General features: G+C 64.4%; 12 protein-coding genes. 5 read left to right on the top strand and 7 right to left on the bottom strand.

Translation table 11 applies throughout. The features are described 5' to 3' along the window. Positions 1-9 precede the first annotated feature (9 nt). The 5 genes from HFP57_RS04495 to HFP57_RS04475 all read right to left on the bottom strand — a co-directional run bounded on the left by HFP57_RS04495 (position 10) and on the right by HFP57_RS04475 (position 4,258). Entirely contained in the window at positions 10-1,197 is a 1,188-nt protein-coding gene (locus tag HFP57_RS04495) for a molybdopterin molybdotransferase MoeA (RefSeq protein WP_176868672.1), read from the bottom strand. A gap of 112 nt (positions 1,198-1,309) precedes the next feature. Continuing rightward, positions 1,310-1,780, bottom strand: coding sequence for a cyclic pyranopterin monophosphate synthase MoaC (moaC, locus tag HFP57_RS04490; protein ID WP_176868671.1), 471 nt, complete (start codon positions 1,778-1,780; stop codon positions 1,310-1,312). Further along, the gene (gene trpC, locus HFP57_RS04485) at positions 1,773-2,567 is read right to left on the bottom strand and encodes an indole-3-glycerol phosphate synthase TrpC (RefSeq protein WP_176868670.1); all 795 of its coding nucleotides are present in this window, start codon (positions 2,565-2,567) and stop codon (positions 1,773-1,775) included. The genes moaC and trpC overlap by 8 nt, the downstream gene beginning before the upstream one ends. Positions 2,568-2,619: 52 nt before the next feature. Next, positions 2,620-3,606: an anthranilate phosphoribosyltransferase gene (gene trpD, locus HFP57_RS04480; protein WP_176868669.1), complete on the bottom strand. Its 987-nt coding sequence runs from the start codon at positions 3,604-3,606 to the stop codon at positions 2,620-2,622. A gap of 61 nt (positions 3,607-3,667) precedes the next feature. Next, a complete protein-coding gene (locus HFP57_RS04475; RefSeq protein ID WP_176868668.1) occupies positions 3,668-4,258 on the bottom strand; it encodes an anthranilate synthase component II in 591 nt (196 codons plus the stop codon). 153 nt (positions 4,259-4,411) lie between these two features. Between HFP57_RS04475 and HFP57_RS04470 the strand changes: the two genes are divergently transcribed. The 3 genes from HFP57_RS04470 to HFP57_RS04460 all read left to right on the top strand — a co-directional run bounded on the left by HFP57_RS04470 (position 4,412) and on the right by HFP57_RS04460 (position 7,867). Further along, positions 4,412-6,484, top strand: coding sequence for a M13 family metallopeptidase (locus HFP57_RS04470; RefSeq protein ID WP_176868667.1), 2,073 nt, complete (start codon positions 4,412-4,414; stop codon positions 6,482-6,484). A 13-nt stretch (positions 6,485-6,497) separates the two neighbouring features. Then, positions 6,498-6,800, top strand: coding sequence for a polyhydroxyalkanoic acid system family protein (locus tag HFP57_RS04465; protein ID WP_176868666.1), 303 nt, complete (start codon positions 6,498-6,500; stop codon positions 6,798-6,800). 113 nt (positions 6,801-6,913) lie between these two features. Next, a complete protein-coding gene (locus HFP57_RS04460) occupies positions 6,914-7,867 on the top strand; it encodes an alpha/beta hydrolase family protein (protein WP_176868665.1) in 954 nt (317 codons plus the stop codon). 101 nt (positions 7,868-7,968) lie between these two features. Here HFP57_RS04460 and trpE read toward each other — a convergent pair whose 3' ends face one another. Then, on the bottom strand, positions 7,969-9,474 hold the full coding sequence (gene trpE, locus HFP57_RS04455; RefSeq protein WP_176868664.1) for an anthranilate synthase component I: 1,506 nt from the start codon (positions 9,472-9,474) through the stop codon (positions 7,969-7,971). Beyond that, positions 9,474-11,420, bottom strand: a complete 1,947-nt coding sequence (locus HFP57_RS04450; RefSeq protein ID WP_176868663.1) for a peptidylprolyl isomerase — start codon at positions 11,418-11,420, stop codon at positions 9,474-9,476. The genes trpE and HFP57_RS04450 overlap by 1 nt, the downstream gene beginning before the upstream one ends. 147 nt (positions 11,421-11,567) lie before the next feature. Here HFP57_RS04450 and tpiA point away from each other — a divergent pair, with 147 nt between their 5' ends. Together tpiA and secG are read left to right on the top strand one after the other, a co-directional pair. Further along, positions 11,568-12,317, top strand: coding sequence for a triose-phosphate isomerase (gene tpiA / locus HFP57_RS04445; RefSeq protein WP_176868662.1), 750 nt, complete (start codon positions 11,568-11,570; stop codon positions 12,315-12,317). A 76-nt stretch (positions 12,318-12,393) separates the two neighbouring features. After that, positions 12,394-12,792, top strand: coding sequence for a preprotein translocase subunit SecG (secG, locus tag HFP57_RS04440; RefSeq protein ID WP_176868661.1), 399 nt, complete (start codon positions 12,394-12,396; stop codon positions 12,790-12,792). Positions 12,793-12,796: the final 4 nt, after the last annotated feature.

The following is a 12,796-nucleotide window of genomic DNA, read 5'->3' as shown; positions in this document are numbered from 1 at the left end:
GATTCGCTGTCAAGCGAGGGGCAGGATATCGACCGTGTCTCCGGCGCGGGCTGCCGCGCTTCCGGCCGGGCGGTGGATCAGCAGCTCGGCTTCCGCCAGCGCGGCGAGCGACGCGCTGCTTTGCTGCGTAAGCGCTTCGACGGCGCCGTCGCGCCAGCGGCCGCGCAGATATTCGGCGCGTTTGCCGATCGCAGGCAGATCCGCGGCGAGCGGCGCCGGTCGGAACCGGGACAGGGGATCGCCAGCGCCGGAGAGATGCGCGATCAGCGGTTCGAGGAAGAGTTTGGCCGTGACGAAGGCCGACGCCGGATTGCCGGGCAGGCCGAGCACGATTGCCTCGCCGAGCCGGCCGCCCATCAGCGGCTTGCCGGGCTTCATCGCAATTCGCCAGAAATCGATATCGGCGCCTGCCGCTCGCAATGCGGGGCGAACAAGATCGTGGTCGCCGACCGATGCGCCGCCGATCGTGACGATGATATCGGCATCGGACGCCGCGTCGAGCGCCTTGGCCAGCGCTTCGCGCGTGTCGGGCACGATGCCGATATCGTCGATTTTGACCGGTAGACCGTCCAGCTGCGCGGCCAGCATCGGGCCGTTGGATGCCGGCAGCTGCGCGGTATCGGTCGGCTGACCTGGCGGCACCAACTCGTCGCCGGTGGAGATCAGCGCCACACGGATGGCGCGGCCCACGGGCAGAGCGCCATGCCCGCCGGCGATCGCCAGCGCGAGCGCGGGCGGCGTGAGCTTCGTTCCAGCGGCGAGCAGGACGTCCCTTTCTGCAAAATCGCGTCCCTTGCGCCGGACATTGCCGCCGACGCCGGACGGCCCTTTACCATCCATCCGCAGCGTATCGCCATCGCGCGCGGCTTCTTCCTGCACCATGACCGTGTCGGCGCCTTCAGGCATGGGCGCGCCGGTGAAGATGCGCGCGGCCTCTCCCGGTTCGACGTACCGTTCGAGCGGCGATCCGGCCGCGCTCTCGCCGACCACCGTCCATGGGCCCGGGCATTCGGCAAAACGGATCGCATAACCGTCCATGGCCGAGAGGTCGGCTGCCGGCTGGGTGCGCCGCGCGGCGACGTCTTCCGCAAGCCAGCGACCGGCCGCCTCTTCAATCGGAAGCGTTTCGGGCTCTACGGGCGAAGCCAGGGCGAGGAGCCGCTCTTGCGCTTGCTCGACCGGCAGCAAGCCGGGCATCTCTTGCTTCTCCCTCATTCCGGACTTGATCCGGAATCCAGGGCGGCAGACGGTGTCGCCCTTGGCTCTGGATCCCGGATCAAGTTCGGGGTGCCGGTGGTGAAACAGACATTCATCCGGCGGTCCAGTCGCCCGACCGCCCTCCGGATTTGGCGAGCAGGCGAATCTCGCCGATCGCCATGCCGCGATCGAGCGCCTTGGCCATGTCGTAGACGGTGAGCAGCGCGATCGAGACGGCGGTCAGCGCTTCCATCTCGACCCCGGTTTTGTTGGACGTGCGCACCGTGGCGGTGACGGTGACTCCACTATCGTCCGGTTCGAGGTCAAGCGTCACGCCGGTCAGCGGCAGCGGGTGGCAGAGCGGGATCAGGTCGCTGGTCCTTTTCGCCGCCATGATGCCCGCGATCCGCGCGGCGCCGAGCACATCGCCCTTTTTAACATTGCCCTCGCGGATTGCGGTGGCTGCTTCGCGCGACATCGTGATTCTTCCCGTCGCGGTCGCCTCCCGCATGGTCTCCGCCTTGTCGGAGACATCGACCATGCGCGCGGCGCCGCTTTCGTCGATATGGGTAAGCTCAGCCATGGCCGGTCAATAGCATGCGCGTGGCGCTTTCGACATCGGCCTGCCGCATCAGCGATTCTCCGACAAGGAAGGCGCGTACGCCGCTTCCGGCCAGCCGGTCGCAATCCGCCTTGGTCGCGATGCCACTCTCCGAAACGAGAAAATGCGTTTCGGGCACGCGCGCAGCGAGCCGTTCGGTGACAGTGAGATCGGTTTCAAAGGTCTTGAGATTGCGATTGTTGATGCCGATCAGCGGCGATTTGAGGGCGAGCGCACGATCGAGTTCGGCCTCGTCATGGACCTCGACCAGCACGTCCATGCGATGGTCGATGGCGGCCGCCTCGATATTGGCGATTTCGTCGTCGTCGAGCGCGGCAACGATGATGAGGATCGCATCGGCGCCGAGCGCGCGCGCCTCGGCGACCTGCCATGGATCGACCATGAAATCCTTGCGCAGGACGGGGAGGGCGCAGGCGTTCCGGGCAGCGACAAGATAGTCGTCGGATCCCTGGAAATAGGGCTTGTCGGTCAACACGGAGAGGCAGGCCGCGCCGCCCGCTTCATAGGCCTTTGCATGCGCCGGCGGGTCGAAATCCTCGCGGATCAGGCCCTTGGACGGGCTCGCCTTCTTGATCTCCGCGATCAGCGCATAGCCCTTTTCGGTCTTTGCCTTGAGCGCGTCGAGGAAGCCGCGTGGCGCTTCCTGAGCGTTCGCGCGCTCTTCCAGCATGGCGAGCGTGGTCGCAGCCTTGCGCCGGGCCACTTCCTTGCGCTTTGCCGCGCAGATTTCCGCGAGCTTGTCGCTCATCGCCAATCCTTCACCGCCAATCCTTCACCGCCAGACCTTCACCGCCAGACCTTCACCGATAGTCGATCCAGCGGTTGAGCAGATCCTTCGCGCGGCCGTCGTCAATTGCCCCGGCCGCCTGCGACGCGCCATTTTCCCAGCCGCCGGCCTTTCCCGCCACGATCAATGCGCCCGCCGCGTTCAGCACCACGGCGTTGCGATAGCCGCCCGTTTCGCCTTCGAACAAACGCGTGAGCGCGGTCGCGTTGAAATGCGGATCGCCGCCGCGAATGGCGTCGATCGGAAAGCTCTCCAGCCCGGCATCGCCGGGCGCGACACTTTCGCCAACATCGACATTGCCGAAGCTGCCGATCCGGCTCGGACCCGATATCGACAGTTCGTCGAGACCTTCCTCGCCCGAAACGACCATAGCGGCTTCGGCGCCGAGCTGCTTCAGTGCCTCGGCGTACACCGGCACATAATCCGGACGGGCGATGCCGATGAGCTGCCGCTTGACGCCGGCCGGGTTGGAGATCGGCCCCATCAGGTTGAAGATCGTACGCTTGCCGATGCGCTTCCGGATCGGCGTGATCCGCTTCATCGCCGGATGATGATTGGCGGCGTGGAGGAAACAGATGCCGAGATCGGCAAGGCTGCGCTCGGCGATCTCGCCCGCATGATCGAGATCGAGGCCCAAAGCCTCGAGCGTGTCGGACGCGCCCGCCTTGCTCGAGGCGGCGCGATTGCCGTGTTTGGCTACCGGCACGCCCAGCGATGCGACGACGATCGACACCGCCGTCGAAACGTTCAGCGTATGCTGTCCGTCTCCGCCCGTGCCGCAGACGTCTATCGCGCCCTCGGGCGCTTCGATCGCGATCAGCCGCTCGCGCATCGCCGAGGCCGCGGCGGCGATCTCCACTGCCGTCTCGTCGCGTTCGGTCATCACGGTCAGGAAATGTTCGATATCCTCTTCGCTCGGCTTGCCGTCGAGCATGTCGGCAAAGGCCTGATAGGCGGTCGCTTCGTCGAGCGGCGAGGAGGGATCGGGCAATTGGGTCATAGGCCGCGCGTCAAAGCATGCGGCAGCGGCAAAGGCCAGAAAGAATTGTTTGGCCCGCGGTTCAGGCGGGCTCGCGGACGTCCATCCCGGACAGCCGCATGAAATTGGCGAGCAACGCATGGCCATGCTCGGTGGCGATGCTTTCGGGGTGGAACTGGACGCCGTGGATCGGCAGCTCGGCGTGGTGGAAGCCCATCACCGTGCCGTCCGGGCCGCGCGCGTTGATAATCAAGCTTTCCGGCAGTCCTTCCTCGGGCACGATCAGCGAGTGATAGCGGGTGGCCGTGAAAGGTGAAGGGAGATGGGCGAACACCCCGGTTCCGTCATGCTCGACCGGCGATGTCTTGCCGTGCATGAGGCCGCCCTGGATCACCCGTCCGCCAAAATGCTGGCCGATGGATTGATGGCCCAGACATACTCCAAGCAGTGGCTTCTCCGCATCGGCGCAGGCCGCGACCAGATCGAGACTGATGCCGGCCTCGTTGGGCGTGCAGGGCCCCGGTGAGATCAGGAAGGCCGATGCGCCCGATGAAATAGCCTGTCCGGCGGAAATCGCGTCATTGCGGACGACATCGATCTCCGCGCCCAGTTCGCGCAGATAATGGACGAGGTTCCATGTAAAGCTGTCATAATTGTCGATGACGAGGATCATGCGCACCTGCCTATCGGCTCCGCGGCTCGCCGCCAAGCGCGATTGCGCGCAGACCACCCAAGCCGCTTGCAGGTACGAACTGTTTTAGTTTAGTAATGCACATCATTCAGCGCCGATGCGCGCCGTCGATCCATTCTTGTCCAGGAGTCCCCGATGCTGTCTCGTTCTCTCGTTCTCGCTGCCGCCTCGCTGTTGGCTATCACCGCTGCCCAGCCGGCGCTTGCCGAACATCATGAAGAAGCGGCCGAGGTCGCTGCTTCTACCGCCGGTTCTGCGGAGATCGGCCCTTGGGGCATCGATCTCGAGGCGCGCAATCTCGACGTCGATCCGGGCGACGACTTCTATCAACATGCCGGCGGCACCTGGATGGAAGAAACCGAAATGCCGGGCGATCGCTCGCGCTACGGCTCATTCGATATCCTGCGCGAGCGCGCCGAACAGCAGGTTCACGCCATTCTCAACGACCTAGCGGCCAATCCCGAAGCCGCAGGCCCGACCGGTCAGATGGTCGGCGATTTCTACGGCGCCTGGATGGACGAGGACGCCATCGAAGCGCGCGGTACGGCGCCGCTCGAACCCTATATGGCGCGTATCGATGCGATTGAGGATCGCGCCGGATTGCTCGAAGTGTTCGGCTCGGTCGGTTACGCGTCGCCTGTCGGCGTTGGTACCTTGCCCGATCCAGCCAATCCAACACGGTATATTGCCGCCGCGGGGCAAGACGGTCTCGGCATGCCAAATCGCGACTATTATCTCGAGGAGGGTGAGGAATATGACGCGTTCCGCGCCGCCTATCGCGATTACATCATCCAGCTGCACGAACTGGCCGGGCTTCCAGACGGCGAAGGCCGGGCCGACCGCATCATCGCCCTCGAAACGCAGCTCGCCGAGAGCCAGTGGGAGCCCGCTCGCCAGCGTGATATCCAGCAAATCTATAATCCGATGAACCGCGAGCAGCTGGCCGAACTGGCGCCGCAGTTCGACTGGCCGAACTGGCTCGACGGGATGGGCTTCGCCAGCATCGACACCGTGGTCGCCGCCGAGACGACGGCGATTACCGCCGCCGGCGAGCTGATCGACAGCGTGCCGCTCGATACCTGGAAGGAATATCTGACCTTCCACTTCATCAGCGACTATGCGCCCTATCTCCCGGAGGATTTCGACGAGGCCCGCTTCAATTTCTTCGGCCGGACGCTGCGCGATACGCCCGAGCAGCGCGAACGCTGGAAACGCGGCGTTGCACTCGTCAACAACCATATCGGCGAAGCGATCGGGCAGGTGTATGTTGATCGTCATTATCCGGCCGAAAGCCAGCGCCAGATGGACGAATTGATCGTCAATCTGCGCGCCGCGCTGCAGGAGCGGATCGAGAATAGCGACTGGATGGACGAGCCGACGCGCGCCGAGGCATTGTCCAAGCTCGCCGCGTTCGAGCCGCGCATCGGCCATCCGGAAAACTGGATCGACTATTCGGGCCTCGAAGTGCGCCGCGACGATCTGCTCGGCAATGTGATCCGGGCGCAGCAGTTCGATTTCGATCTCGATCTCGAACGGCTGCCGCATCCGGTCGACCGTTCGCTCTGGGCGATGAACCCGCAAACGGTGAACGCCTATTACAATCCGCTGCTCAATCAGATCACCTTCCCGGCGGCGATCCTGCAGCCGCCTTTCTTCGATCCGAATGCCGATCCCGCCGTCAATTACGGCGCGATCGGCGGCGTGATCGGCCACGAGATCGGTCACGGGTTCGACGATCAGGGCCGTCAGTTCGACGGTACTGGCCGCATCCGCGACTGGTGGAGCGAAGAAACCGCTGCGGCGTTCGAGGAACGCTCGGGCCGGCTCGGCACGCAATATGGCGCGTTCGAACCGATCGAGGGCGTTAACGTCAACGGCGCGCTGACCATGGGCGAGAATATCGGCGATCTCGGCGGGCTCGAAATGGCCTATTCGGCCTATCGCCGGTACGTCGCCGAACATGGCGAGCCGCCGGTGATCGACGGACTGACCGGCGATCAGCGCTTCTTCCTCAGCTGGGCGCAGGTCTGGCGCGGCCTGATCCGGGAGAATGCGTTGCGCGAACGGCTGCTGACCGATCCGCACAGCCCGGCCGAATATCGCACCAACGGCGTCGTTCCCAATATCGACGCCTGGTACGAGGCGTTCGATGTCGGCCCGGACAACGCGATGTACATCCCGCCCGAACAGCGCGTGAAGATCTGGTAGAGGAGCAAGGGCGGTGAGCGAGACTATAACCGCCAATATTCCCCATCAGCTGGGGCGCGAGGAAGCGCGCCGCCGGATCGCCGAGGGAATGGACGGCTTTGCCGATGCCATCCCCGGCGGCGCGGTGACCGAAAAGCGCTGGGAGCAGGACACCGCTTTCTTTACGATCGAGGCGCTGGGCCAAAGACTGGCCTGCCGCCTCGACGTGACCGAAGACGCCGTGATCGCGACCTTCGAGCTGCCGGCGCTGCTTGGGCCATTTGCGGGGGCGATCCGGCGGAAACTCGAGGAATATGGGCCGAAACTTTTGAGGTAATTTGGCGGTGATTCACGTGATCGGATAGATCACGCGGGAGATTCGCAAATCTGGATGTTTCGACGATTGGCGGATCGTTGATGGGCGGATCGACAGGCGTAAGGAGTATCGGAATGCGAAATGTCTACGCGATGTTGTTCATTGTATCGATACTCACCGGCGCAGGGATTAGCGTCGCTTCAAGCGTGCCAGCCGCCGAGCCTCAAGAACCGAGGCGGGGTCAGGACGTTCGGCCGGAAGTCTCGGGAATTATCCCGGAACTCAGAGCAGTCGGTTCAAGAGGCTTCTTTTCCCTAACCGGGCCGTTTGCCGAATTCGATCCGGAGCATCCTTCGGTTGAAATCTGGATCCCCGACGAAGGGGGCAGGGTTCCCGTGATAGTATATGCGCATGGCGGTGCTGGATATCGGGAGGATGACCGCGCCCGGGTCGAGATGTTCCGCCGAAACGGGTTCGCCACCATATCGTTCGATTCCTATGAGATGAACGGGTTTGCCGACTGGAATTTCGTTACCCGCAGGGTGACGAACGGCGGTAAGCAGAACATGATCTGGGGCGTCTTCAGGGGGGCGGTCGGGTATGCGGCGGATGATGATCGCTGGGATAACCGCAACATTTTCCTGTATGGCGGCTCGAATGGCGGCCGGGTCGTGCTGTATGCCGGGACCGAGCTCAACAATGACCGGATCAGGGGAATCATCTCCGAAGCCCCCGCGGTCACCGGATTCGCACTTGGCGATCTCTCCATCCCAACCATCATCCCGTTCGGTGCAATGGACAACTGGGCCGGCCGATCCGAGACCGATTACGTATGGACCAGAACCTATCCGAATTCGCCGATATCGATAGCTGCCTGGGTGGAATCGCTTCAGGAAAGTGGGCGACCGACCGAGTTCATTTTCTACGAGAATGCCGGTCACTTGTTGTTTGAAGGCCCGCTCCGCCAAGTGACCGTTGATAGGGGCAGCGCCGGTTCCTTTACGGCCTATCAAGGCGCGGGCGATGGCGTGCTTCAACAGTACGAGCGGGATGTAATGGCTTTTGTGAGCGACAATGTGATGCCCTGAAAACCAACCTGCATTGCGACGATAGGTTGCGCAATTCGTTCAAGACAGCATGCCAATTCCGTGAGGGTGCGCGTTGATCGGGTGAGCTGTTGCCCTAGTTACTACTGACCGAACCCCGGCTCGTCGGCCCGCTCCACCGCTTCCTTGGCCGCAGCGAACAGCGCGCCGGCCTTGGCCTCGCACTCCCGCTGCTCGTAATCGGGGTCGCTGTCGGCGACGATGCCGGCGCCGGCCTGGATATGCATGACCCCGTCCTTCACGACCGCCGTCCGGAGCACGATGCAGCTGTCCATGCCGCCATCGGGCGAGAAATAGCCGACGCCGCCGGCATAGGCGCCGCGCGTCTCGGGCTCGAGCTCGGCGATGATCTCGCAGGCGCGGACCTTGGGGGCGCCCGATACCGTGCCCGCCGGAAAGCCTGCGAACAGAGCGTCGATCGCGTCGTGATCGTCGGCCAGTTCTCCGGTCACGTTCGAGACGATGTGCATGACATGGCTGTAGAATTCGACGCCATAGCTGTCGGTCACCGTGACCGTTCCCGCCTTGGCGACGTGGCCCACATCGTTGCGCCCCAGATCGAGCAGCATCAGATGCTCGGCGCGTTCCTTGGGGTCGGCGAGCAGGCTTTCGCGATTGGCGGCATCCTCGCTCGCCGTCTTGCCCCGCGGGCGCGTTCCCGCGATCGGCCGGATCGTGACCTCGCCGTCGCGCGCGCGCACCAGGATTTCGGGGCTTGAGCCGATCAGCGCGAAGCCCGGGAGATCGAGATAATAGAGAAACGGGGAGGGGTTGATCCGGCGTAGCGCGCGATAGAGATCGACGGGCGGCAACGGAAACGGTTGAGTGAAGCGCTGCGCCAGCACCACCTGGAATATGTCGCCGGCGGCGATATATTCCTTCGCGGTTTCGACCATGCGCCGATATTCGGCCGGATCCAGCTCGGCTTGCGGTGCAACTTCCGGCAACTGCTCGACTTTTCTATGACGCGGCAGATAGGGCGCGTTCAGTCGGGCGGCCGCCGTCTCGATCCGCTCCACAGCCTTGTCCACAGACTTGTTCGCAGTTTCCTCCCCGGGCGACCAGATCGGCGCAACGAGGTGCAGCCGGTCCTCGAGCCGGTCGAAAATGAGTATGAGTGTCGGCCGGACGAACAGCATGTCGGGCAGGGCGAGCGGGTTTTCGGCCGGGCGCGACAGCTGCTCGATCAGGCCGATCGTCTCATAGCCGAAATAGCCGACGAGACAGGCCAGGGAGTCGGGCAGCCCGTCCGGCACATCCATCCGGCATTCTTCGACGAGCGAGCGGAGCGCCGTAACGCTGTCGCCATCGGTTTCGGCAAAGGCGTCGCGATCGGTCAGCCAGTTCCGGTTGATTGCCGCTTTCGCGCCCTCGGCGCGGAAGACGAGATCGGGCGCAAGTCCGATATAGGTATAGCGGCCGCGCACATTGCCACCCTCCACGGACTCGAGGATGAAATCGCCACGGCCCGGCTCGATCAGCTTGAGTGCGGCGCCGATCGGGGTATCGAGATCGGCCAGCTGCTGCCGCCAGATCAGCGCAGGCCGGCCGGCTTCGAGCGCCGCTATCGCGTCGGCGCGCGCGTCCATCAGTTCCGGCGGCCGGTCGTCAGCCGTTCCGACAGCGCTTCGACAGCTTCCTCGTTCCGCTCGATCGGATAGTCGCCCAGTACCGCGTTGACGAACTGCTCGGCATATTCGTTCGCTGTCACGTTCGCGAATTCGCGACGCGTCGCCTGGACGAGATCCGGCGTCACATCGTCGGGATCGCTTTCGATGGCGTCGAGTACGACGACATACCAGCCCTGATCCTGCGGCAGGCGGACGAGCTTCGCGGTGTTGGCCGCCATCCGGAACATGAGCCGGACCGGCTCCGGCACGTTGGCGCCGGCCTGCGAGATCGCCTGGCGTGTGGCGCGCGCCGGCTGCGGCGGCGGCAGCGGGACATCGGCCTCCGCTATCGCTTCGGACAACGCCATCCCGTCATTCACCTTGGCGGCGATCTCGGTGGCGATGGCGCGGGCCCGGCGGGCGGCGCGGTCAAACATATAGTCACGGGTCACGAATTGCCGGATCGAGTCGAGCGGCTGCGGCGCGGTGCGTGCAATCTCGGTCACGTCGACCATCGCATAGCGCTGGTTCTCGATGACCGGCACGAGCACCGGGTCCTCGTCGTCGTCGAGCGTGAAAGCGAGTTCCAGGATAGGCGGGAGATCCGCGGAAGGCCGATAATCGGGCTGCTGCGGGGCGAGGCCGTTGGGCGCCAGAAGCGGCGTCGAAACGATCGTGAGTCCCTTGTCGTCGACGACTTCCTCGAACGAGGCGCCGTCCTCGATGGCGTTTTCGATATCGAGATAGAATTGCGCGAGCGCTTCATTGCCCGCCTGCTCGCGCAGCGTTTGCACGATTTCGGGGCGGACGCTGCCCAGCGGCGTCGCGTTGCGGTTGACGATATCGGCGACGCGGATGACATGCCAGCCGAGGCCGGACCGCATCGGCTCGAGCAACGTCCCCTCGTCGGCGGCGAAAGCGGCTGCCGCGATCCGCTCGGACGTCGTGCGCTCGAAGCTTTCGGGCGTCGCGCCGCTTATCTGGGTCGACGGGATCGAAAAGCCGCGCTGGGCCGCCTGCTCGCCGAAATCGGCTCCACCGTTCACCGCCGCGTAAAAAGCCTCGGCGTCGGCCTCGTCGGCGAGAATGATCTGCTGGAAAGTGCGTGTCTGGCTGCCGCCATAGGTATCGCTGTTGGCCTCGTAATATTCGCGAATCTGCTCATCGGTCGGCGCCGGTACGTTGAGCTGGTCGAGCGTGAAGACCGCGTAGCGCACGGACCGCCGCTCGGGCAGCGTGTAGCGCCGGATATTCTCCTGGTAGAAGCTGTCGAGTTGTTCCGCGGTCGGAGGACTGCCCTGCGGCATCGCGCTTGACGGAATCGCCGCGACCTGACCGCTGCGTTCTTCGAGCAGCAGTCCGGCATAGGGACGCGCAATGGCCTCCGGAACCTGGGCTCCGGCGGTCACCGGGCCGAGCAGCAGGCCGACCAGAGTCTGTCGCGTGAGATCTGCCCGGACCTCGTCCTCGGTCAGGCCCTGCTGGGCGAGAACCTGGCGAAACGACGCTTCGTCGAAATTTCCGGTCAGTCCCTGAAAGGCCGGTACCTCAGCGATCGCCGCGTCGATGAGTCTTTTGCTGATTAACAGGCCGTTGTCGCTGGCAAAGGCGCTCAGCGCCTCGCCCTGCATGTATTGATCGATCGCCTGGTCGAGCCCGCCACCTTCGATCAGCGCCGTCATGTCGAGGCCCGGCTGTTCCTCGCGCGCATTCTGCAGCGCCCGCGTCATCAGCTGGAACATGCGTTCGTCGTCGACTTCGGTGCCGTCGACCGAGGCCACGGTAGTCCCGCCGCCGCCCAGAAAACCGCCGCCCGGCGCGCTGACATCGGCCAGTGCGAAGGCCAGACCGATCAGGGCGACGAAAGCCATTGCGAACAGCAGGCCGAGTTTCGACGAAAACAGTCTGCGGAAAAAGGTGATCATGGTTTCTACAACTTTGCGTGAAGAGGGGCTATTCGCTCCGTGCTTTACGGATGTGCTCGCACCGCTTCAAGCATTGTCGCGCGATTGGCAGACGCCGGTCGGGCGGCTATCAGGCCCGCCTGACATCAACAGGGGAAGCAGGACATCATGGCGCGACGCAAACTGATTGCGGGCAACTGGAAAATGAACGGTCATCTCGATCATCTTCGCGAGTTGCACGGGATCGACAAGGCGGCCAAAGCCCATCCGCAGGTCGACGTGGCGATCTGCCCGCCGGCGACGCTGATTGCTCCCGCCGTTGCGCGTGTGCCGGGGCTCGCGATCGGTGCGCAGGATTGCCACGGCGCGGACAAGGGCGCGCATACCGGATGTCTGTCGGCGGCGATGCTGAAGGAGGCCGGCGCGCATCATGTGATCGTCGGCCACAGCGAACGCCGCGCCGATCAGGGCGAAACCGACGCGGACGTCCGCGGCAAGGCGGAAGCCGCGCACCGGCACGGGCTGACGGCGATCGTCTGCGTTGGTGAGACCGAAGTAGAGCGCGATGCAGGTGACGCCGAGGTCGTGGTAACGTCTCAGGTGGCGGGTTCTGTACCGTCCGGCGCGACCGCCGACTGGCTGGTGATCGCCTATGAGCCGGTCTGGGCGATCGGGACGGGCCGCGTTCCTACCCTGGAGGACGTGGCCGCGATGCACGCCGCAATCCGCGCGAAGCTGACGGAAATGATCGGCGATGAGGCGGAAAATGTACGCATTCTCTATGGCGGCTCGATGAACGGTGACAACGCGGCCGACCTGTTGGCCGTCGACAATGTGGATGGCGGGCTGGTCGGCGGCGCGAGCCTCAGCGCCGACAAATTCATACCTATCGTCGAGGCCGGCGCAGCCCTCGCTTGAACCTTGGCGCGGAAACGCCTATTTCGCGCGGCAACGGGGCCGATCATCGGCCGACCCGATCAGATAGAGAGTATCGATGTTCACCTTCCTGCTTGTCGTTCAGGCCGTTATCGCCGCCCTGCTTGTTACGCTGATTCTCATGCAGCGCTCCGAAGGCGGTGGGCTCGGTGTCGGCGGATCGTCGTCGGGACTGATGACGGCGCGCGGACAGGCGGACTTTCTGACGCGTGCAACCGCGGTGACTGCGGTCGCTTTCGTCGGCCTGAGCATCCTGCTGGCCGGCCTTGCTACCACGCGCCAGTCCGACACGAGCATCGATACCAGCCTGACGCGTCAGGCCGAGCCGGTTACCCCGATCGCCCCGCTTGGCGGCGATGCGCCGGCGTCCGAACCGGTCGACAGCGACATATTGAGCACGATTGCCGGCCAGGCCGAGAGCAGCGGAACGGACGAGGAAGACACGCCGGCCGAATAATCGT

The sequence above is a fragment of the Parasphingopyxis algicola genome, assembly GCF_013378075.1.
GTDB classification, from domain to species: Bacteria; Pseudomonadota; Alphaproteobacteria; order Sphingomonadales; family Sphingomonadaceae; genus Parasphingopyxis; species Parasphingopyxis algicola.
This window is presented reverse-complemented; position numbering and strand designations above follow the sequence as displayed.